18 protein-coding genes and 1 pseudogene are annotated in these 20,699 nt (G+C 67.2%); 5 read left to right on the forward strand and 14 right to left on the reverse strand.

The features are described 5' to 3' along the window. Positions 1-121: 121 nt before the first annotated feature. Positions 122-352, reverse strand: a pseudogene (locus ABD104_RS22080) (Bug family tripartite tricarboxylate transporter substrate binding protein); the annotation flags it as partial. A 22-nt stretch (positions 353-374) separates the two neighbouring features. Then, positions 375-1,292 (reverse strand): SMP-30/gluconolactonase/LRE family protein, encoded by a 918-nt coding sequence (locus ABD104_RS22085; RefSeq protein ID WP_343928196.1) that lies wholly within the window; start codon positions 1,290-1,292, stop codon positions 375-377. A 113-nt stretch (positions 1,293-1,405) separates the two neighbouring features. On the opposite strand from ABD104_RS22085, the gene ABD104_RS22090 reads away from it, so the two are divergent. From ABD104_RS22090 to ABD104_RS22100, 3 genes are all read left to right on the forward strand, one after another. Continuing rightward, positions 1,406-2,347, forward strand: a complete 942-nt coding sequence (locus tag ABD104_RS22090) for a LysR family transcriptional regulator (RefSeq protein ID WP_343928197.1) — start codon at positions 1,406-1,408, stop codon at positions 2,345-2,347. A 224-nt stretch (positions 2,348-2,571) separates the two neighbouring features. Next, positions 2,572-3,183, forward strand: coding sequence for an isochorismatase family protein (locus ABD104_RS22095; protein ID WP_087841146.1), 612 nt, complete (start codon positions 2,572-2,574; stop codon positions 3,181-3,183). A 2-nt stretch (positions 3,184-3,185) separates the two neighbouring features. Further along, positions 3,186-4,436: an MFS transporter gene (locus ABD104_RS22100; RefSeq protein WP_087841145.1), complete on the forward strand. Its 1,251-nt coding sequence runs from the start codon at positions 3,186-3,188 to the stop codon at positions 4,434-4,436. Here the strand turns inward: ABD104_RS22100 and ABD104_RS22105 are convergent. From ABD104_RS22105 to ABD104_RS22140, 8 genes are all read right to left on the reverse strand, one after another. After that, complete coding sequence (locus ABD104_RS22105; RefSeq protein ID WP_343928198.1) at positions 4,424-5,338, reverse strand: AraC family transcriptional regulator; 915 nt, start codon at positions 5,336-5,338, stop codon at positions 4,424-4,426. The genes ABD104_RS22100 and ABD104_RS22105 overlap by 13 nt on opposite strands. A 164-nt stretch (positions 5,339-5,502) precedes the next feature. Further along, a complete protein-coding gene (locus tag ABD104_RS22110) occupies positions 5,503-6,984 on the reverse strand; it encodes a class I adenylate-forming enzyme family protein (RefSeq protein WP_343928199.1) in 1,482 nt (493 codons plus the stop codon). Continuing rightward, positions 6,981-7,853: an amidohydrolase family protein gene (locus tag ABD104_RS22115; protein ID WP_343928200.1), complete on the reverse strand. Its 873-nt coding sequence runs from the start codon at positions 7,851-7,853 to the stop codon at positions 6,981-6,983. Before ABD104_RS22115 ends, ABD104_RS22110 begins: the two co-directional genes overlap by 4 nt. A 13-nt stretch (positions 7,854-7,866) precedes the next feature. Then, positions 7,867-8,847 (reverse strand): Bug family tripartite tricarboxylate transporter substrate binding protein, encoded by a 981-nt coding sequence (locus tag ABD104_RS22120; RefSeq protein ID WP_176400837.1) that lies wholly within the window; start codon positions 8,845-8,847, stop codon positions 7,867-7,869. A gap of 60 nt (positions 8,848-8,907) precedes the next feature. Then, positions 8,908-10,956 (reverse strand): hydantoinase/oxoprolinase family protein, encoded by a 2,049-nt coding sequence (locus ABD104_RS22125; RefSeq protein ID WP_343928201.1) that lies wholly within the window; start codon positions 10,954-10,956, stop codon positions 8,908-8,910. Beyond that, positions 10,953-12,623, reverse strand: a complete 1,671-nt coding sequence (locus ABD104_RS22130) for a hydantoinase B/oxoprolinase family protein (RefSeq protein WP_343928202.1) — start codon at positions 12,621-12,623, stop codon at positions 10,953-10,955. The genes ABD104_RS22125 and ABD104_RS22130 overlap by 4 nt, the downstream gene beginning before the upstream one ends. A gap of 113 nt (positions 12,624-12,736) precedes the next feature. Beyond that, positions 12,737-14,107, reverse strand: coding sequence for an MmgE/PrpD family protein (locus ABD104_RS22135; protein WP_343928203.1), 1,371 nt, complete (start codon positions 14,105-14,107; stop codon positions 12,737-12,739). Between the two features lie 10 nt (positions 14,108-14,117). After that, positions 14,118-15,260: an acyl-CoA dehydrogenase family protein gene (locus tag ABD104_RS22140; RefSeq protein WP_343928204.1), complete on the reverse strand. Its 1,143-nt coding sequence runs from the start codon at positions 15,258-15,260 to the stop codon at positions 14,118-14,120. Positions 15,261-15,347: 87 nt separating this feature from the next. Here ABD104_RS22140 and ABD104_RS22145 point away from each other — a divergent pair, with 87 nt between their 5' ends. Next, entirely contained in the window at positions 15,348-16,115 is a 768-nt protein-coding gene (locus tag ABD104_RS22145) for an IclR family transcriptional regulator (protein WP_343928205.1), read from the forward strand. A 179-nt stretch (positions 16,116-16,294) separates the two neighbouring features. Then, positions 16,295-17,467 carry an ABC transporter substrate-binding protein gene (locus ABD104_RS22150; RefSeq protein ID WP_343928206.1) on the forward strand — a complete coding sequence of 391 codons (1,173 nt, stop codon included), beginning with the start codon at positions 16,295-16,297 and terminating at the stop codon, positions 17,465-17,467. An 86-nt stretch (positions 17,468-17,553) separates the two neighbouring features. On the opposite strand, the gene ABD104_RS22155 is transcribed toward ABD104_RS22150, so the two are convergent. The 4 genes from ABD104_RS22155 to ABD104_RS22170 are packed head-to-tail and all read right to left on the reverse strand — an operon-like array spanning position 17,554 to position 20,695. Then, a complete protein-coding gene (locus ABD104_RS22155; RefSeq protein ID WP_343928207.1) occupies positions 17,554-18,234 on the reverse strand; it encodes an isochorismatase family protein in 681 nt (226 codons plus the stop codon). Between the two features lie 3 nt (positions 18,235-18,237). Further along, on the reverse strand, positions 18,238-18,954 hold the full coding sequence (locus tag ABD104_RS22160; RefSeq protein ID WP_425543353.1) for an ABC transporter ATP-binding protein: 717 nt from the start codon (positions 18,952-18,954) through the stop codon (positions 18,238-18,240). Continuing rightward, positions 18,951-19,700 carry an ABC transporter ATP-binding protein gene (locus ABD104_RS22165; RefSeq protein ID WP_343928208.1) on the reverse strand — a complete coding sequence of 250 codons (750 nt, stop codon included), beginning with the start codon at positions 19,698-19,700 and terminating at the stop codon, positions 18,951-18,953. The genes ABD104_RS22160 and ABD104_RS22165 overlap by 4 nt, the downstream gene beginning before the upstream one ends. Then, on the reverse strand, positions 19,697-20,695 hold the full coding sequence (locus tag ABD104_RS22170) for a branched-chain amino acid ABC transporter permease (protein ID WP_343928209.1): 999 nt from the start codon (positions 20,693-20,695) through the stop codon (positions 19,697-19,699). Before ABD104_RS22170 ends, ABD104_RS22165 begins: the two co-directional genes overlap by 4 nt. Positions 20,696-20,699: the final 4 nt, after the last annotated feature.

Consider the following 20,699-nt stretch of genomic DNA (forward strand, 5'->3'; position numbering starts at 1 on the left):
GAGCAAGACGCCTATGCAGGCTATGAGTGGGTGGTATGATTCACACCCTCATTTGTTCCATCGGCGGCCTTATGATCGTCCGGGACTCGACACCTATCGTATAGCCGTCCTTGGGCGCCTTGGCGACCATGTCCACGCCTATGTTGCCACCCGCGCCGCCCTTGTTCTCGACCACCACCGGTTGGCCCAGCTGCCGCGACAAGGGCTGCGCCAGCGCACGTGCCAGGATGTCCACCGAGCTGCCCGCCGCGAACGGCGCGATCAGGCGTATCGGGCGGGTCGGGTAGTCCTGTGCGTGCGCGGCGCCCAGCGCGCCGGTCATGATGGTCAGCGCAAGCGCGGTGTGTTTCATCGGGTCTCCTCGTTGTCTTTCTTCATGTGTGTGCGTATGGCGGCAGGCCGGGTTCGGGCAGCCGGGCGGCCAGGATCACGCCCTGCTCCGCTTCGGTCACGTACAGCGTGCGCCGATCGGGCCCCCCATAGGCGACGTTCGTGGTGCGGCGGCCCGCGCACGAACGGATGCGCAGCAGCGGCTCGCCCATGGCGCTGAACAGCCACACCGATCCGAGCCCCGCGTGGACCACGGCCAGATTGCCGTGGGCGTCCGTCGCCAGGCCGTCCGGGCCGGTGGGACTGCCGGACAGCTGGATGAAACGCCCCACCTTGCCGACCCGCCCCGCCTCGTCCAGCGGCACGCTGTAGATGGCGTTGTCGCGGGTCACGGCCAGGTAAAGCAGGCGTTCGCCCGGCGCGAAGGCTAGCCCGTTCGGGCCTGCCAGGCCATCCACCAGGGTCTCGACGTGGCCGGCGTCGCGCCGCAGCCGGCACAGCCGGCCCGTGGGCCGGTTCAGCGCGCTGTCGCCCTGGTCGGTGAAATACAGGTCGCCGTTGGCGGCGAACAGCAGGTCGTTGACGCCCTGGAGCCCACGGGCCTCGTCCGGCGCGAGCAGGGCCCGCGGACGGCTGTCCCGGGGAAACATGGTCATGATGCCGTGGCGCCGGTCGGCGATGTAGAGACGACCATCGCGATGCAGCTTGAGCCCGTTGGGCTCGCCGTCGTAGCGGCATGCCAGCGCGAACCGTCCCGCCGGATCGACGCGGAAGATCCTGCCATGGGCCAGGTCGGTGCAATACAGCGTACCGTCGCGGTCGAAGGCGGGCCCTTCCAGGAAGGAATGCAGGGGTCCGGCTCCCCGCGCCTTCACCCAGGGCGACATGGATCGCACCAGGTGCAGGGATGGCGGCAACGCGGCGTGGATCTCGGTGGCCAGGTCGGGAGGAGCGGCGTACATGGGACCGGAACGGATGGAACAGCCACCTATAATGGCAGTCGTTCCCCAGCCCGGGTAACGTTTTTTTCAGATGCCCCCATCTGGATCCGCGATGGCCCCGGACCACGCCCGACATGGACCTGCGACGCCTGCGTTATTTCGTCACGATATTGGAAACCGGCAGCTTCTCGCAGGCGGCCGAACGCCTTCACGTCGTGCAAAGCGCGCTCAGCGCGCAGATCCAGAAGCTGGAGGACTCCCTGGGCACGCGCCTGTTCGTGCGCGATGCCCATGGCGTGCAGCCCACGCCGTCCGGCCGCAAGCTGCTCGGCCATGCGCGGCGCATCCTGGACATGGTGGCGGCCGCCGAACACGACTTGCGGCAGGACGCGGAATCGCCCCGCGGCATCGTGCGCATCGGCATTCCCAGCAGCATCAGCCGCATGATGACGGTGCCCCTGCTGCAGGCGGTCGAAGAGGCCCATCCCGAGGTCACGCTGCACGTGGTCGAGGCGATGACCGACGAACTCGAGGCGCTGTTGAAGCAGAACCGGCTCGAGATGGCCATCCTGTTCACCGTGGGGGAAACCGGCAGTCCCCACCTCATCGACACCCTGCGCGACGAACCCTTGTACCTGGTGTCGCCCGCGGACGGCTCCCCGCCCTCCCATGTGGTCCCCTTCGCCGAACTGGCCCGCATGGACCTCGTGCTGCCCACGCTGCGCCACCGCGTGCGCCAGATGCTGTCGCGCGAGGCCGAGCAGCGCGGCCTGGCGCTCAGGATCAAGCACGAGCTGGACTCCATGGCACAGACCGTGCAGTTGATCGCCGCCGGCAACGGCAGCTCGGTCATGATCGTCTCGTCCTTCATCGAGGAATGGCAGGCCGGGCGCGTACAGGCCACGCCGGTTTCCGACCTGCGCACCACCGCGCAGGTGGTGCTGGCCACCTCGCACGGCGCATCGCACAGCGCCGTGGCCGGCATCCGGGACCTGGTCGTCGCCACCGCGGCCCGCCTGGCGCGCGACGGCACCTGGCCCGACCGTCCGCCACGGGAAGCCGCCCACCTCCGCTAGGGCCTGCGCGATTTATCCCCAGGCGATGTGGAAAACCCTGGGGAAAGCACGGGCACAACTTCACCCGGCCTAGATTCCATGCGGGTCTGCGGGCGGTGACGCGAAAATGGGCAGGCTCCTCATCCACTGCGCAACTTTTGCGCTGCCACCGCAATTTCCTGCGCTTGGCCCGCGGCCGGCGGCGCTATGTTCGGCCTTCCACCCACCCCACGGAGGCCTCTCGCATGCCCTCTTCCCTTTCCCTTGATCCCGCCAAGGCCGTCCTGCTGGTCGTCGACATGCAGAACGACTTCGTCCTGCCGGACGCGCCCATGGAGGTCGCCGCCGCCCGCCAGCGCGTCCCCGCCATGGCCGCGCTGGTCGCCCGCGCGCGCGAGGCCGGTGTCCCGGTCATCTACACCCAGCACGTGCTGTACGACGGATTCGACGTCTCGCCGCTGGAGACGACCCAGTTGCCGCACTTGAAGACGGCCGGCATGCGCGCGGGCACGCCCGGGGTCGAGATCATCGCCGAGCTGGCCCCCCTGCCCGGCGAGGTCGTCATACCCAAGCATCGCTACGACGCGTTCTACAACACCCGCCTCGAGACCGTCATCCGCAACATCCGGGGCCGCAACGTCGCCGACAGCGTGATCATCACGGGTACGGTCACCAGCGTCTGCTGCGAGTCGACCGCGCGCAGCGCCTTCATGCGCGACCTGCGGGTTTTTTTCGTGGACGACGCCACCGGCGGATTCGACGACGCCTCGCATCGCGCCACGCTCGCCACCATCGACCGGGTGTTCGGCAAGGTCGTCTCCACGCGCCAGGTGCTGGACGCGCTGGGCGGAGCATGACCATGACCCGGCCACTCGTGCACGATACCGCCTACGAATGGAAGGCCGTCACCATCCTCGCCCTGGGCTTCGGCCTGATGGGCCTGGACCGCTGGCTGCTCGCCCCCATGTTCCCCTTCATGATGAAGGACCTGGATCTGTCCTACCAGGACCTCGGCCTGCTCATCGGGGTGCTGGGCCTGGCCTGGGGCGTGTTCTCCATCACCATGGGCCGGGTCTCGGACCGCGTCGGCCGACGCAAGGTCCTGATCCCTGCCGCCATCGCGTTCTCCTGCCTGTCCGGATTGTCGGGGCTGGCCACGGGCCTGATCAGCCTGATGCTGATCCGCACGGTCATGGGCGTCGCCGAGGGCTCCTTCTGCCCCACCAGCGTGGCCGCGGCCGGCGAGGCCTCGCATCCGCGGCGCCGCGGCCTGAACCAGGGACTGCAGCAGAGCGCCTTTCCGCTGTTCGGACTGGGGCTCGCACCCATCATCGCCACCCAGCTGATGGACGTACTGCCCTCCTGGCACTATGTGTTCTTCCTGTCGGCGGTGCCTGGCCTGATCCTCGCCTGGTTCATGTACAAGGTCATCCGCGAACCCGGCACCGGTGTCCAGGGCGGGCTGCCCGCCGCGCCGGCTGCCGGGGCCACGCTGTCCTGGAAGGAACTGCTGCGCCGGCGCAACCTGCTGCTCGCGGTCGCCTCCATCCTGTGCGCGATGACCGGCATCTTCGTGGTCGGCGCCATGGTGCCCAACTACCTGACCGACTACCTCAAGCTGACACCGCAGCAAATGGGACTGGTGGTCTCGGCCATCGGCATCGGCGGGTTCTTCGGTGAATTCGGCGTGCCCGGCATCTCGGACTTCATCGGCCGCCGCGCCGCCGCCTTCCTGGCCTTCGTCGGCGCCGCGCTGGCCCTGTATGCCTTCATCCGCACCGATGCCTCGCCCTGGGCGCTGTTCGGGGTGCTGCTGGTGGTGTCGTTCTTCTGCTTCGGACTGCTGGCCCTGATGACCGGGCCCATCGCCACCGAGGCGGCGCCTCCCGGCATGGTGGCCTCGGCCATCGGCACGGTCAGCGGCCTGGGCGAGATCTTCGGCGGCGGGGTCGCGCCCGTGGTGGCCGGCTACATCGCCCAGCACCATGGCATCCAGTACACGCTGTACCTGGCGCTGGGCGGCATCGCGATCGGCCTCGCCGTGTCGCTGTTCCTGAAGGAGACGGCCCCGCGCAAGGTCGAGGCCGGCGTCCGGGCTCAGGCGTCGTAGTGGCCGGCCGTGGCGCGGTAGGCCGAGGCCGAACTGCCCAGGGCCTTCTTCAAGGCCCGGCCCATCGCGCCCGCCGACGCGAAGCCGCAGACGCTGGCGACGTACGAGACGGGCTGGCCCGTCGTCGCCAGCAGGTGGCGGGCCCGCTCCACCCGCATCGCGGTCAGGTGGCGGTATGGGGACACGCCCTGCGCGGCCTTGAAGCAGCGCAGGAAATGGTATCGGCTCAAGCCGCACAAGGCGGCCAGCTCGGCCAGGGAAATGTCCTCGGCCAGGTGTTCGTCCATGTAGCGGGTGACCTTGCGCAACGCCTGGGGACTCAGGCGCGGCGCCGTCGCGGCCGCCGGCTCCGCCCGCCACTTCTTGCCCAGTTCGTTCAACACCAGCGCGCCGAAGCTGTCGGACAGCAGGCGCGAGACCTGGCCGGCCCCCAGGTCCCGGACGAACGCTCCCAGGGCCGTGTAGACCAGCGGACTCACGAAGCCGCGCTGGGCCAGCGACCACATGCCATCCACCGGCCGCTCGCACCCCAGTTCCTCGAACATCTCCAGCGCAGCCTGCTGGTCGAACGTCAGCAGCGACACCCGGGCGGGCCCGTCCTTGACCCAGCGGAAAGCGGTGCCGGGCGGAATCAGGTGCAGCGGATTGACGAAATTGACGAAATGGTCGCGGTAGCCCCAGCCCAGGTCGAATCTGGCGGACCTCAGCCGGTACTCGTGCGAGACGAGCAGGAGCATGTGGGGCAGCGCCGGGCAGGACAACTCATGGGCATCGAAGCTGCAATGCACCACGCTGCCGGCCAGCCGGCCTCCGTAGTCGAACGACTGGTGCAGGCTGTAGGCGCCGGTATCCGTCAATACCTGGCGCAACCGGGCGGCGGTCGGGGAAGGGTCGGTGTTCACGGGATCTCCCGGAAGGCGGGAACGGCTCACCCCATATACTACCCGGCAGCCGGACTTATCCCCACCCGCTGTGAACAACCCTGGGGAAAGGCTGCGGACAAATCATCCGGCGCCAGCAACCATGCGGGTTTGCGGACCATGGCGCGAAAACGGGCAGCCACCGGCTAATCCGGGGTCGGTCCCTCGATCAGGCGCTTCTTGATGATCTTGCCGGCCGAATTGCGCTCGAACTCGTCGACGAAGCGGAAATGGCGCGGCACCTTGTAGGGCGCCAGCCGTTCCCTGCACCAGGCGGCCAGGGCCGCCGCGTCGCGATCGCCACGCATCATCACGAAGGCGGCCACTTCTTCGTCGAATTCCTTCGAGGGCAGGCCCACCACCGCCGCTTCCTGCACGTCGGGGTGCGTCATGAGGATGGACTCGATCTCCAGCGGATAGATGTTCACGCCGCCGCGGATGATCATGTCCTTGGCCCGGCCGCACAGGAACAGGTAGCCTTCTTCGTTCAGGTAGCCCAGATCGCCCGGGTAGAAGAAGCCGTCGCGGAAGGCCTCCCTGCTCGCCTCCTCGTCGCGGTGGAAACCCTGCGCCACCGTGGCGCCCTCGTAACGGATACGCCCGACTTCGCCGGGCGGCAATGAGTGGTCCTGTTCGTCGACGACCTGCAGGCGCACGCCGAACACCGGCCGGCCGACGGAGGCGGGCTGCGCCTCCAGTTCCTGGTTGGACAGCACGGTCACGCCGCCGCCCTCGGTGGAACTGTAGTACTCGATGAAATTGGGACAGACCTCGTTGCGGATGCGGCGCCGCTCCTCGGCCGTCAGCGGCGAGCCCGACGAGATCAGCGTGCGCAGGCCGCGCAGCGGCGCCACGTCGCGCGGCTCGGCCTGCAACACGCGCCGCAGCAGCGTGGGTACCAGGAAGGTGATCGTGGCGCCCGTGCGCGCCACCTCGGCGGCCAGTTCCTCGACCTTGTAGGGCGGCGGGCACAGCACCGTCGTGGCCCCCACGTACAGCGACGAGACCGAGAACGCGCGCCCGCCGCCGAAGTACAGCGGCGTGGCGTTGATGTAGGTCTCGCGGCTGCCGAACCCCAGGTCGGCGTAGTGCGTGAAGAAGCGGCTCATGAACTGCGCATGCGACAGCAGCGGCCCCTTGGGCCGTCCCGTGGTCCCCGACGACAGCGACAGGCAGAAGCCGCGGTCCTCCTCGGCGTAACGGTCGCGCACCACGACCTGCTCCGCGCGGGCCAGCCAGGCCTCGTCGGCCGCCACGCACAGGCCTGGCGCGAAGTCGTCTCCAGGCTCGACCAGCACGCAGCGCGCGCCGAAATGCCGCGCCACCCTGAGTTTCTCGCCGGCTTGCCAGCGGCAGTCCACCGGCAGGATCACCGCCCCGGCGCGCGCCACGGCGTAGAGCATGACCAGGTGCTCGGGCGTGTCCTTCAGCGCCACGCCCACCACGTCACCCGGCTGCACGCCCATCTCCAGCAACAGCGAAGCCCGTTGTCGCACCAGCAGGTCGAGCCGGCGATAGTCGATGACCCGATCGCGATGGATGATGGCGGGCTTGGTGGGCCGCTGGCTCGCGTGCAGGGTCAGCTGGTCCGCGATGTTCGGGCCGCGCATCGGCATTCCCGTGCTCATCGGTCCAGTCCGTAGACACGCAGCACGTTGCCGCGCAACAGCTTTTCCCGGGAGCCGGGCCGCAGGCCCAGGGCCTCGATCTCGTCCCGCGCGCGCTTGAAATCCAGGATGGGAAAATCGGTGCCGAACATCACCTTGTCCTGGCCGTAGCTGTCGATGTACTTCACGAAGGCCTCGGGCCAGTACCTGGGGCTGTGGGCGTCCGTGCCGATGTAGACGTTGGGATGCTTCCAGGCCATGGCGATCATCTCCTCGGTCCAGGGTATGCCCACATGTATCCCGATGATCTTGAGCTCCGGAAAATCGCAGGCCACCGCGTCCAGGCAGATGGGCCGGCCCACGCTGCGCAGCCGGTGCGAAGGGTCGTAGATCATGGACTGCCCCACCTGGAGCTGCACCGGCACGTCCAGTTCCGCGCACTTGGCGTAGAAGGGATACCACTTCGCGTGATCGGGCGCGAGCTCGAACCAATGGGGATAGAAATGCGCGCCGATGAAGCCGTATTCCCGCACGGCCTTCTCCAGCTCCCGCACGCCTCGCATGCCTTCCGTGGGGTCGAGTCCGGCCAGGCCGTGGAAGCGGTCGGGATGGCGATTGACCGCCTCGGCCACCGCCTCGTAGGGCACGTGGTAGCTGGCGCGATGCTGCCAGGGCCCTACCTTGGCGGCGATCAGGAAGGCCTGTTCGATGCCGGCGGCGTCCATGCGGCGCAGCATGTCCTCGTGCGACAACCCTTGCATGATGGCCGTATCGACGTTCATCTTGCCGCTGTAGAAGGCATCGCGCTTGGGCCGTTGCGCCAGCAGCTCGGGCGTCCAGATATTGACCACGGCGTCGATCGCCGGGATGTCGTAGCTGTGGGAGGTCATCTCGCTTCCTCGATTACGGCGTCAGGTTGGCGTTGGCGACCGCCTGCTTCCAGGCCGCCAGGTCCTGCTCGATCTTCCTGGCGAACTCGGCCGGGCCGGTCGGATGCGGGTCCAGGCCGCTGGCCAGCAGCCGGTTCCTGATGTCGGGCATCGCCATCGCTTCCTTCAGCGCATCGGCCAGGGCCTGCACCACGTCCCTGGGCGTGCCTGCGGGCGCCATCAGCCCGTACCAGACATTGAAGTCGAAGCCCGGCACGGTCTCGGACACGGCCGGCACGTCGGGCAACACCGACGAGCGCGACTGGGTGCTGACCGCGATCGCCTTGAGCTTGCCCGCGCGGATCAGTTCCAGCGCGCCGCCCAGGCTCACGAAGGCGGACTGGATCTGGCCGGACATGATGTCGACCTGGATCTGCGAAGACCCCCGGTAAGGCGCGTGGACCATCTGGATGCCGGCCATCTTGGCCAGCGTGGCGCCCGCCACGTGCGTGCTGCTTCCTATGCCCACCGACCCGTAGGTGATCTTGCCGGGATGCTTCTTCGCGTAGTCGATGAATTCGCGCATGTTCGAGGCCGGGAACGATGGCGCCACCACCAGCACCGTGGAGCCCGACACGATCTGGCCGATGGGCTGGAAGTCCTTGATCGAATCGTAGCTGGGCTTGTCGGGCAGCCAGGGACTGATGGCGATCGGCCCGACGTTGGCGAACAGCAGCGTATAGCCGTCGTTCCTGGACCGCGCCACGTAGCTGGTGCCTATGCTGCCGTTGGCGCCGCTGCGGTTCTCCAGCACGAAGGGCTGGCCAAACTTCTGCGAGAACTTTTCCAGCAGCGGCCGGATGATGGCGTCGGACGGGCCGCCGGGCGCCCAGGTGTTGACCATCATGACCGGGCGCGACGGATAGTCCTGCGCACGGACCGCGGCCGGCACGCCGGCCGCCAGCGCGGCGCACAGGATGGCCAGGTACTCACGAAGCTTGATGCGGGATCTCATTTCGCCTACCTCATCGTCTACGGGACTGCATCGCATGCCGGGCGGGCCATCCCGCCCGGATCAAACCGGTTTCAGGATCAGATTGCCGTGGTCGTCCGTCGTGGCCGAGAAGCCCGGCTCCAGCCATACGGTGGTATCGGGCTGCTCCAGGATGGCCGGCCCCTCGACTCGCGTGCCCACGGGCAGCTCCAGGCGCGCATGGCGCGGCACGTCCATCCACGCGCCGTTCACGTGCACACGTTGCGTGTCGGCCGGCCTGGGCCGCGCATCGGCCGGAGGTGCCAGCAGGCGCAGGTCGAATTTGGGCCGCACGCCGATCCGCGCGTAGCGCAGGTTCATGATGCGCACGGCAATGCCCGGCAACAGCCGCCCGAACTCGGCGCGATACGCGGCCTCGAACGCGGCGGCCACGGCCCCGGCGTGCAGGTGGTCGGCCTGGACCGGCACCATCACGGTATGGGTCTGGCCCTGGTAGAGCATGTCCAGGAAGAGTTCCTCGCGCACCGAGGCGATGGCCACGCCGGCCGAGGCCAGGTGCACGTCGCAGCGCTCGCGGAACTCCCCGACCAGCGCGCGCAGGGTCTCGAAATCCACCTCGTGCAGGCCGCGGTTGATGGTCCGCACCGCATCGTGGCGCAGGTCGGCCATCACGCAGCCCAGCGCCGAGGTCACGCCGGGATAGCGCGGCACGATGCCCGTCTCCACGCCCGTCTCGCGCATCATCGCGCACACGTGCAGCCCGCCTCCTCCGCCGAAGGGCATGTAGGCGAACCGGCGCGGGTCGTGTCCCTTCTCGATGGACACCAGGCGCAAGGCGCCCGCCATCTTGGCATTGGCCACGGTCAGGATGGCCTCGGCCGCCTCCAGCACGTCCAGGCCCAGCGGCTCGGCGACGTGGGCGCGGATGGCGGCGCGCGCCAGTTCCGCGTCCAGCGTGCCCAGAAGGCCTCCGCCCAGCGGCCGCGCGGCGTCGATGCGGCCCAGCAGCAGGTTGGCGTCGGTGACCGTGGGATAGGGATTGCCGTGCCCGTAGCAGGCCGGCCCGGGCCGGCTGCCCGCCGACTCGGGTCCGACCTGCAGCATGCCGCCGGCATCCACCTTGGCGATCGACCCGCCGCCGGCGCCTATGGTCTCGATCTGTATCATGGGCGAGCGCACGACCATGCCGAAGGCGATGCTGGTCTGCTCGGCCAGCGCCACCCGCCCGTCCACCACCAGCGAGACGTCGAACGAGGTTCCGCCCATGTCCCCGGTCATCACGTCAGGATGGCCGGCCGCGCGCGCGATCGCGGCGCAGGCGATGACCCCCGCCGCGGGGCCCGACAGCGTCGTGCGCACGGGCAGCTCGCAGGCGGTCTGCCGCGACATCACTCCGCCGTTGCTTTGCACGATCATCAGTTGCCCGCCGAAGCCGCGTTCGCGCAGGTCGCCTTCCAGCCGCCGCAGGTAGCCGCCCACGACGGGTTGCAATGCCGCGTTGAGGCTGGCCGTGGAGACACGCTCGAACTCGCGGATCTCGGGCAGGACCTCGGCCGACGAGGTCACGCAGTCGTTGGGCCACAGTTCGCGCACGCGCGCCACCGCCGCCGCCTCGTTGGCCGGGTTGGCATAGGTGTTGATGAAGAAGACGCAGACCGCCTCGCAGCCCTGCGCCAGCAGTTCGCGCACGCAGGCCTCGACCTGGTCCAGGTCCACTTCGGTGTGGATGGAACCGTCGGCCAGCACGCGCTCGTCCACTTCCTTGCGCAGGTCGCGCGAGATGGGAGGCAGGTATTCTCCGCGCAGTCCCCAGGTATGCGGCCGGTCGCGCCGCCGCATCTCGAGCACGTCGGCGAAGCCGCGCGTGGTGATCAAACCCGTGCGCGCGGCCTTGCGCTCGAGCAGCGCATTGGTGCCCACGGTGGTGCCATGGATGATGGTGGCGATGCCGGCCGCGCCGCCGGCGGCATCGTCCAGCCGCGCGATGCCGTTCATGAAGCCGACCGCTTCCTCGCCTCGCGTGGAGGGGACCTTGACCACCGCCACCGACTGGTCCGCCTCGTCCAGCACGAACAGGTCGGTGAATGTTCCGCCCACGTCGACGCCGACGACCCGCTGCTGCCCGCTCACTGCCCACCCTCCGTCACATAGCCCATGGCCCGGTCGCGCTCCACGGCGGCGCCGCTGCGCCGCGCGGGATCGCCATAGCCGCCCCCGCCCGGGGTCTCCAGCCTGACCCTGTCCCCGCGCGAGAGCGGTATCCCCATCATCTTCGACACCATGGGCGGGGTCCGCCACTGGCCGTCCACGCAATAGCTGAACCGGTTCAACGCGCCGTCGCCGCCGCCCGCGATGCCTTTGGGCGCGGACTTGCCGCGCTCGCCGAAGATGAAAGCCTGCGCCGACTGCTCCAGCAGTTCGATCTCGTAGACCGCGCCCAGGCCGCCCCGGTGCGTGCCGGCCCCGCCCGAATCGGGCCGCAGCGACCACTGCGTGAAGCGCACCGGATACGCGGCCTCGATGATCTCCAGCGGCGGTATCGTGGCCGTGGAAATGGGCGCGTTGCCGTGGCTCAGGCCATCGCCGCCGGCATGGCCGCCGTGGCCGCCCCCGAAGAAGCTGAACATCACCCAGCGCTGGCCCCGGCGCCCTTCGTCGCTGCGCAGCCCCGCTATGGACAGCGCGTTGATCGTGCCGTAGGCCTGCGCCACGGCGCGCGCCGGATCGGCCTGCGCCGCCGCGCTGAAGACCACGTCTATCATGCGCAGGATGGTCTCGGTGTAGCCGCCGACCGGCCGCGGCCGCTGCGCCGTGATCAACAGGCCCTCGGGCATCACGAACTCGACCGCATCCAGCACGCCGGCATTGGCCGGCACGTCGGGAAAGAGGTGCTTGAGCGCGACATAGCACGCCGCTACCGCGGTGGCGCGCGAAATGTTGACCGCCCCCGCGCAGGGGCCCGAGGTGCGCGAGAAATCCAGCACCAGCCGCTCGCCTTCCACCGTCATGTCCAGCGCGACGCGCAGCATGTCGTCGCGGATGCCGTCGTTGTCCAGATAATCCTCGAATGCATAGCGGCCATCGGGCAGCGACGCGATGTGCGCCCGCATCAGCCTGCGCGCCCGTTCGCGCAGCGCGCCCATGGCGCCCGTCACCCGCGCCTCGCCATAGGCCGCGAACAGCTCGGCCAGGCGCCGCTCGCCCAGTTCCAGCGCCGCGAGCTGCCCGTTCAGGTCGCCCCACAGGCTGTCGGGCATGCGCGTATTGGCGCGCAGGATGGCCAGCACGTCGGGATTCACTTCCCCTTGCTGCACGATGCGCACCGGCGGGATCTGGACCGCCTCTTGCCAGCACTCGGTAGCCGCCGGGTTGTAGTTGCCGGGAACGTTGCCGCCCACGTCGTGCCAATGCGCGGCCGAGGCCAGGAAACAGACCAGCCGGCCTTCCAGGAAGAAGGGCTTGACCAGCTTGAAATCATTGGCGTGCGTGCCGCCTTCGTAGGGATCGTTGAACAGCCAGACCTCGCCTTCGCGCATGCCGCCCAGCGGCTGCGCCGCCTGGACCGCCGCCCGCACCGCGAACGCCATCGCCCCGACGAACACCGGCAGCCCCGATTTGCCCTGTACCAGGGTATCGCCGGTCGCACCGTCGTAGATCCCGTGGCAGGCATCGTGGGCCTCGGCAATGATGGGATTGAACGCACTGCGGTAGAGCGTGGCGTCCATCTCATCGGCGATCTGCTCCAGCCGGCCTTTCAGGACGGCCAGGGTGACTGGATCGAGCTTGGCCTCAGACATGCGCTGCCTCATGCATTCAGGATTCTCCACAAACTGTATGGATGATCTATTGTTCTGTCAATAGAACAATTAGATGGGCTAGTCATCGAGTTCGCCATGCATCGGCATGCAGTCTAGTTGCTCAGTCCCCGTACCGCTCGTACTTCACTCCATAGCGCGTCGGCCTCGGCGGCTTCCAGCGCAGCTTGCGCCAGGCCGAGGAATTTGCGTTTGACCCCTTCCCTGCCCAAGGGAGGCACATTGGTTCCCAATGGCGAGTAAGGTCCATGTTCCGATGGCGTGCCATATTCCATCATGCACAAGCCGGTGCGGCGTTGCCCGCCGGACAGCGTAAGCTCGACCCTGGCGGGGAGGAAACGGGGGTACAGCGCGCTATAGCCCTCATCGACATGAAGATGGATCTTGTCGTAGAGCGCGCAAACCGCCGGGTCAATGGCCGGGGCGCGGACATTGGACAAGTCGTAGCGTCCGTGGCGAAGCGCGCTGGCCACGGCCCAGACCACGCTCATCAGCCGGTCGTACAGCTCGTGCCGCGCGTTGGGCACCTTGCCGAAGCGCAACGCCACCGGATAGGTATGAAGGTCGACGCGGACGATATCCTCGGCGGCCAACGGCCCCTCGCGCCAAATGGCTTCGATGGCGTCGATGGCCGGCTGGGCGTGGCGGCATGCCGGTATGGCCTTGAAGTAGACGCCGTCGAGCATCTCCCCTCGCCAAGTCTCGGGTGGGCAATCGAACCCGCGGCTATGCAGCACTGCCAGCACTCCGGGGTCGTCGCCATCGTCGAAAATGCGTTCGCCGGCGCACAGCCCCGCCTGCGCCATCCGCACGGCTTCGAGCGCACAGCGGGCGGCCAAGCCTCCATGCAAGGGCACGGCCGAACCGTGTCCGGTCAGCCCGCGCAAGGCGGCCGCGGGAAACGAGAACGCCGCGTTGCTCAACGCCCGGACCAGCGTCGCTTCGTCCAACTCGAGCAAGCGGCCCAGCGCCGCCGCGGCGCCGATGGCGCCGGTGCAGGAAGTCGGTGCCAGCCCGGCCAGGGTCAAGGCAGGGTGCGCGCTGGCTGCCAGCCGATTGGCCACTTCATAGCCGACGGCGATCGCCGTGTGGACGGCTTCCATCGACCGTCCTTCGCGCATGCACCAGACCGCGGGAATGATGCTGTTGCTGGGATGGTTTCCGCCGTTGCCGAAACCATCGTGCAGCTGCAGCAGCGAGCCCAGCGCGCCCATCGCAATGGCCGCCGATTCCGCGCTCAGTCCAGCCGGTGCTCCCGGGATCCTTACCGGGCCGGGCTGAGCCAGCACGAAAGCCGTCGAGGCCTCGGGCAGCACCGACCCTGCCAGCATGCAGCCCAGAAAGTCGGCCAGGATCAGCGACACTTTTTCCTGCCTGGCTGGCGAGAGATCGTCCCGCCGCAAGCCTAGGGCGAATGACGCAAGACGCCTCGCAATGGAAGGATGGGATCCGTGGTCTGCCGGCATCGCGCTTTCCTTACTTCAAAAGCGCCCGCGCAATCAGCATGCGCTGGATTTCGGAAGCGCCCTCGCCTATGCGATAGTGGCGCACATCGCGATAAAAGCGTTCGACCGGCACGCCGCGGATCAACCCCGAACCGCCAAGAATCTGCACCGCACGATCGGCGACCCGACCGACCATTTCGGAACAGAAAAGCTTGACCATGCTCGGGGCCGTACCGGCGTCTTCGCCGGCGTCGATACGCCGCATGGTGTCGTAGGCCAGTGACCTGGCCAATGCCAGCTCGGTGGCCGAATCGGCCAGCATCCATTGGATAGCCTGGCGCTGCGCCAGCGGCTGGCCGAACGTCACGCGCGTCTTCGCGTATTCGATGGCATCCTCCAGCAGGCGGTCGGCAGTCCCTATGCATGCTGCCGAGACCCCCATGCGGCCGCTGGCCAGCGACTCCATCGCGATCCCGAACCCGCCGCCGACCTGTCCCAGCACGGCTTCGTCGGGAACCCGGCAATCCTCGAACCGGATCTCGGCCAATTCAATGGGATCCGAGCCGATGGTTTTGTCGATGCGGTCGATATGCATGCCGGGCGTTCCGCGGTCGACCAGGAAGGCCGTGATGCCGCCGCGCGCGCGCTTGGACGGATCGGTCACGGCGAGCACCATGAGGACTTGTGCGCGATGTGCCGCGCTGATGAACTGCTTCACGCCCTGGATCATCCAGCCGCCCGCCACCTTCTGCGCCGTGGTTCGCAGGGCGGCCGCATCGGATCCGGCGTCCGGCTCGGTCAGCGCGAAGCTGGCCAGCCATTCGCCCTTGGCCAGCTTGGCCACGTATTTTTCCCGCTGCGCCGGAGTGCCATGCCGGGCGATGGCAATCGGGGTCAGGCCGCTGGTGCAATCCAGCATGACGGTGAAGATCCGGTGCGAGCGTGCCACCTCTTCCATGACCAGGCAATACGTCGACAGGTCGAAGTCTCCGCCGCCATGTTCGGCCGGCAGCCGCATGCCCAGGTAGCCCTGCCCCCGCATCTGGTCCAACGCGGCTGGCGGTACGACGCCTTCGCGGTCGATCTGGCGGGCGAGCGGCTCCAGGCGTTCCGTGACGAAGCGGCGGATGGCCGGCCGCATTTCGGCCAACTCGGGCGTGCAGTCTTGCTTCATGGACTTTATCAATTCATTGTATGAATATACAATTCGTTTTATGAATTTATTCTGCGCGTCGCCCGAGCGCGGTGTCAAGGGCGTTCCATGAAAGAAGAAGATCCACTGTTCGTCACGGCCTTGGCGCGCGGCCTGCAAGTGCTGCGCTGCTTTACCCCTGGCCACCCGGAACTGGGCACGACCGAAATCGCCAAGCTCACCGGCCTGCCGCAGCCGACGGCCTGGCGGCTGTGCAAGACACTGGTTAGGCTCGGCTACCTGGTTCCCACCGCCAACGACAAGCTGCGTATCGGCGCCGCGGCCTTGTTGCTCGGCTATTCCGTCGTGGCGCAAACCGACATCAACCAGTACGCGGCGCCGCTGATGAAAGCAGTGGCGGATGAACTGGGAACCACGGTGCTGCTGGGCGAACGCCACGAGTCGAAAATGGTGGTCATCCAACGCAGCGAACCCGCGACCGCGCGGCGGGTGATGCTGCATATCGGGTCCACCGTGGGTCTGACCGATTCCTCGCTTGGTCTGGCCTACCTGGCAGCCCTCGACGTCGGGGAGCGCCGACAGGTCATCGGCACGCTACAAACCCGCGGCGAATGGGACCCGGCACGCGACCCGGGCCGGCTGGAAGCCGCCCTGGCCGACTATGCGAGCCACGGCGCGGTCTTCATGCGCTATCCGCAAGAAAACTTCAACGCCATCGGGGTACCGGTGCAGCCGGCCGATCGCAACCGCACGCTGGTACTGACCTGCGGGGCCTCCAGCGCGCTGTTCACCGACGACTACCTGGTATCCACCGTCGCTCCGGCGCTGAACCGGCTGGCGGCCGATATCGCGCCCCTGCTGATGGCCCGCAAGTAGCGCGGCTGCCCCTTCCCGTCCATCCGCCGGTTTCCGGATTCGGACATCCGGCCGACCTGCTTTGCCGAATTCGGATTGTCCCGGCTCCGGCGCGCCCTCCACAATGTCACCAAGTGTCACCAACCGGCCCGGGACACTTGGTCCTGGCGCGCCATCTCCAATCCATACAGGGAGCCACTATGCGCAAATCACCGCTCGCCCTTTCCATTGCCGCGCTCGCTTTCGGCTTTGCCGGCATGGCGCATGCCGCCGACCCGATCAAGGTCGGCCTCGCTCTCGACCTGTCGGGGCCCTTCGCAACAGCCGGGGCAGAAGCGCGCGATGGTTTCGATCTTGCCATCGAAAAGCTGGGCAGCAAACTGGGCGGGCAGCCGGCCCAGTTCCTCAAGAACGACTTCGCCGGCAGCCCGGACCAGGTCATCCAGTTGGTCAAGCGCTACGTCGACCGCGACAAGATCGACTTTTTCACCGGCCCCATCGCCTCCAACTCCGCCCTGGCGGCCGGCCCTGCGCTGTTCGCCGCCAAGGTGCCCTTCCTGTCCAGCAACCCCGGTCCGAGCCAATATGCCGGCAAGCAATGCAATCCGTACTTCTTCGGCCTGTACCAGAACGACACCTACGATGAGACGGCCGGCATCCTGGCAAACACCAAGGGCTACAAGAAAGTCGTGATTATTGCGCCCAACTATCCCGCGGGCAAAGACCACCTGGGCGGCTTCAAGCGCTTCTACAAAGGCGAGATCCAGAACGAGGTCTACACCAAGGTCGGGCAGATCGACTATGCCGCCGAAATCGCCCAGATCCGGTCCTCCAAGCCCGACGCGGTCTACGTCTTCCTTCCCGGCGGCATGGGGATCAATTTCATCAAGCAGTATGTGGCGGGCGGGCTGAAAGACACGCCGCTGCTGATCTCGGGCTCAGGCGCCGATGAAGACGTGATTCGCGCCGTAGGCGAAAGCATGCTGGGTACGACCAACACCGCCCATTGGGCCCATGACCTGAAAGTGCCGGCCAACGTCGAGTTCGTTGCCGCGTACAAGAAGAAATATGGGCACTTCCCGTCGGTCTATGCGGCCCAGGCCTATGACACCATCATGGCCATGGACGCCGCCGTGCGCGACGTCGGCGGCAACCTCAAGGACAAAGCGGCGCTGCTCAAGGCGCTCAAGGCCGCCAACTTCGAGACGCTGCGTGGACGCGTCAACTACGGTCCCAACAACTTCCCGGTGCAGGCGTTCTATCAGCGCACCATCGTCAAGCTGCCGGACGGAACCATCACCAACAAGCTCGACGGCATAGTGGTGGAAAAGCACCAGGACGCCCACGTGCAGGACTGCAAGATGGCGTCCTGATAGCGAACGGGCCAGGCAGCCCCGCCGCCCGGCCCATCGACTCAGCTGTGGCCCGCAGCGCCGGTACGCCGCTGCGGCCGAACGGCTCAGTCCAGCCGCTCTATGACTTCCGCCGATTCGTAGACATCGCCAAAGTTCTGGATGAAGGTCTCCAGTGCTGCCCGGTGCTCTTCATCGGACAGCGCGGCGAGGCAATCCGGCACCATGACCGGAAAGAAGTCGAGCATCATGGCGTCACGACCGGTCGACTCGCAGCAGATATTGGTCTTGGTCCCGGCAATCAGCAGCGTCGTGATACCGGCGCTGCGCAGCACCCGCTCCAGCCCGGAAGACCCATGCGCCAGCGCACTGTACCGGTTCTTGCTCACGTGCACGTCGCCCTCCTCGACCTGCAGCTCGTGCCAGAGCGACTCGCGCGGCGCACGCGGCGCGTTCGCATCGATCGTGCGGGCGCGCACATCGGCCGCGACAAAATGGTCGTAGAACGATGACCAGTCCGACCCGTCGCCCACCTTCTGGTTGGCGTGCGTGACCCAGATGACCAAGCCTCCCTTGGCGCGTACGCCGGCCGCCAGCCGATTGATGTTGCCGACGATGGAACGGGACTCCGGCACCTCGGCAGGGCTGCCCGGCGCCACGAAGGTGGGCTGCATGTCGATGACCACGAAGGCGGTCTTGCGGGCCGGCAGCCGGTCGTGCAGATGATAGCGGCCGCGGCGGGCGACGACCCGGTCGACGATGTGCTGCCGGATGGAAAAGGGATGCATGTTTCAAACTCCTAGGTAACGGGCCCACAGGCCGCGGTCGCCGTCGAGCTCCGCGGACGAGCCCTGCCAGACGACCTGGCCGCGTTCGAGAATAAAGTGATGGTCCGCCAATTCAATCAGCTTTTCGACGTACTTATCCACGACCAGAATGGTCTGGCCAGCCGCCTTGAGCAGATTCAGGCACCGCCAGATCTCGTCGCGGATCACCGGCGCCAGGCCCTCGGTCGCTTCGTCCAGGATGAGCAGGCGGGGGTTGGTCGATAGTGCCCGCCCGATCGCAAGCATTTGCTGCTCACCGCCGGACAGTTGGTTGCCCATGTTCTGCGCACGCTCGGCCAGGCGTGGAAAGAGTTCGCAGATCCGGTCCAGCGTCCAAGCATCGGACTGGCCGTTGCGATTGTCGGCAAAGGCGACCAAGTGCTCGCGGACGGTCAGATTGGGAAAACACTGGCGGCCTTCGGGCACGATGGCCATGCCCATCCGGGCAATGGCGTCGGCGCGCAGCTTGGCCGTGGATTGGCCGGCAAAGCGGATGTCGCCGTTGCGCAGGCCCAGTGCCCCGATCAGCGTCTTGATCGTGGTGCTCTTGCCCATGCCGTTGCGGCCCATCAGGGTGACGATCTGGCCGGGTTCGATGTCGAGGTCTATGCCGAACAGGATCTGGCTGGCGCCGTAGCCGGCCTGCAGGCCGCGCGCGGAAAGCAGCGGTTCGCGCTTCATGCGTGCACCTCCGTACCGAGATAAACGCTTTGCACCTCGGCATTGCCCTTGATGTCTGCGGCGGTGCCGGACGTGAGCACCCGGCCATAGACCAGCACGGAAATGCGGTCGGCAAGTTGGAAAACAGCGTTCATGTCGTGTTCAATGAGCAGGATGGCCATGTCCGTGCGCAGCAGCTGGATGAGCTCGACCATGCGGGCCGAATCTTCTGGCCCCATGCCGGCCATGGGTTCGTCCAGCAGCAGCAGCTTGGGATCGGCCGCCAGGGCCAGTGCCACGTCGAGCTTGCGCTGGGCACCGTGCGGCAGTGCGCCGGCGATGCGGTCGTATTCCTTATCCAGCCCCACTCTTACGGCCAGCTCATGGGCGCGGTCCTGCAGCGCCGCTTCGGCATTGCGCGGCGCCATGAAGCGGAAACTGGAACCGCTATGGGCCTGCGCAGCCAGCAGCAGATTGTCGCGCACGGTGGCGCCGGGGAAAATGCTGGTGACCTGGAAGCAGCGCGACAAGCCCTTGCGTACGCGCTGATAGGACGGCAGCGGCGTCAAGTCCACGCCATCCAGCTCCACGGTGCCCTCGTCAGGTTGAAGCAGTCCCGAAATCAGGTTCACCAGTGTCGACTTGCCGGCGCCGTTGGGACCGATCAAGGCATGCACCTCCTCGGCCTCCACTTCGATGCTGACATGGTCGGTAGCGGTCAGGCCGCCAAAACGCTTGACCAGGCGGCGGGCGGCGAACAGGCTCATGCCTCCTCCTTGCGACGGCCGTCGAAAATCGTAGCCAAGCCGCGCGGCTTCCAGAACACGGCCAGGATCAGCAACAGGCCCAGCGGCCAGTGCCAGAAATCGGTGTAGTTGCGCAGGGTTTCTTCCAGGATCAGCCATACGGCCGTGCCTACGACCGCTCCCCAGCGATGGCCGACACCGCCCAGCACCAGGATAACCATGACGGTCGCCGATTGCGTCCAGTGGATCATCGAAGGGCTCACGAAACTGTTGTGGGTGGCCAGAAGCGCGCCCGAGAGGCCCGCCACGGCGCCCGCGATGACGAAGGCAGCCAGGCGGATCCTGTAGACCGGATAGCCCATGGCCAGCATGCGGGTTTCATTGTCCCGGCACCCGATCAGCGCCTTGCCGAAGCGGGAATGGGAGATGCGTGCTAGTACCGCCAGCAGCGCCACGGTCAATGCCAGCACCACCCAGTACAACGTGGCTTCATCGTTACTGTCCAGGCCCAGCCCCAGCTCCGGACGCATGGGAATCGAGTAGCCGTCATCCCCGCCATAGGCGCTGAGCGACACCGTGACGTAGTAGATCATTTGCGCAAATGCCAGCGTGATCATGATGAAGTACGTCCCCCGCGTGCGCAGCGAAATCACGCCGACGACAAGCGAGGCAATCGCCGCGCCCAGCGTTGCCACTCCCCACAGGACCCAGGCCGACTCGACCCCGGAGTCGGTCAGCACCACCAGCGTGTAGGCGCCCACGCCGACGAAACCGGCCTGCCCCAATGCGACCAGGCCGCCATATCCCAGTACGAAGTTGAGCGACGCGACCGACAGGACGATGATGAAGAGACGGCGCATGAAGCTGACGTAGTACTCCGAGCCAAGCACCGGGCTCAGGAAGGGAAAGGCGGCGAGCACCGCCAGCAGCACCCATGGCGCCCACCGTCCCAGCGGGCTGCCGGCGCTCGCGGCACCGGGTAGCGCCGCGGGTTTCACGATAGCTTGCAGATTCATGGAT

This window comes from Pigmentiphaga daeguensis (genome assembly GCF_039523035.1).
In the GTDB taxonomy this organism is placed as follows: domain Bacteria; phylum Pseudomonadota; class Gammaproteobacteria; order Burkholderiales; family Burkholderiaceae_B; genus Pigmentiphaga; species Pigmentiphaga daeguensis.

Excerpts from the sequence above, each read along its gene's own strand:
- ABD104_RS22150 (WP_343928206.1), top strand. The coding sequence starts at position 16,295 with ATGCGCAAATCACCGCTCGCCCTTTCCATTGCCGCGCTCGCTTTCGGC.
- ABD104_RS22140 (WP_343928204.1), bottom strand. The coding sequence starts at position 15,260 with ATGAAGCAAGACTGCACGCCCGAGTTGGCCGAAATGCGGCCGGCCATC.
- ABD104_RS22135 (WP_343928203.1), bottom strand. The coding sequence starts at position 14,107 with ATGCCGGCAGACCACGGATCCCATCCTTCCATTGCGAGGCGTCTTGCG.
- ABD104_RS22170 (WP_343928209.1), bottom strand. The coding sequence starts at position 20,695 with ATGAATCTGCAAGCTATCGTGAAACCCGCGGCGCTACCCGGTGCCGCG.
- ABD104_RS22160 (WP_425543353.1), bottom strand. The coding sequence starts at position 18,954 with ATGAAGCGCGAACCGCTGCTTTCCGCGCGCGGCCTGCAGGCCGGCTAC.
- ABD104_RS22090 (WP_343928197.1), top strand. The coding sequence starts at position 1,406 with ATGGACCTGCGACGCCTGCGTTATTTCGTCACGATATTGGAAACCGGC.
- ABD104_RS22115 (WP_343928200.1), bottom strand. The coding sequence starts at position 7,853 with ATGACCTCCCACAGCTACGACATCCCGGCGATCGACGCCGTGGTCAAT.
- ABD104_RS22110 (WP_343928199.1), bottom strand. The coding sequence starts at position 6,984 with ATGAGCACGGGAATGCCGATGCGCGGCCCGAACATCGCGGACCAGCTG.
- ABD104_RS22085 (WP_343928196.1), bottom strand. The coding sequence starts at position 1,292 with ATGTACGCCGCTCCTCCCGACCTGGCCACCGAGATCCACGCCGCGTTG.
- ABD104_RS22165 (WP_343928208.1), bottom strand. The coding sequence starts at position 19,700 with ATGAGCCTGTTCGCCGCCCGCCGCCTGGTCAAGCGTTTTGGCGGCCTG.
- ABD104_RS22100 (WP_087841145.1), top strand. The coding sequence starts at position 3,186 with ATGACCCGGCCACTCGTGCACGATACCGCCTACGAATGGAAGGCCGTC.
- ABD104_RS22095 (WP_087841146.1), top strand. The coding sequence starts at position 2,572 with ATGCCCTCTTCCCTTTCCCTTGATCCCGCCAAGGCCGTCCTGCTGGTC.
- ABD104_RS22120 (WP_176400837.1), bottom strand. The coding sequence starts at position 8,847 with ATGAGATCCCGCATCAAGCTTCGTGAGTACCTGGCCATCCTGTGCGCC.
- ABD104_RS22155 (WP_343928207.1), bottom strand. The coding sequence starts at position 18,234 with ATGCATCCCTTTTCCATCCGGCAGCACATCGTCGACCGGGTCGTCGCC.
- ABD104_RS22145 (WP_343928205.1), top strand. The coding sequence starts at position 15,348 with ATGAAAGAAGAAGATCCACTGTTCGTCACGGCCTTGGCGCGCGGCCTG.
- ABD104_RS22130 (WP_343928202.1), bottom strand. The coding sequence starts at position 12,623 with ATGTCTGAGGCCAAGCTCGATCCAGTCACCCTGGCCGTCCTGAAAGGC.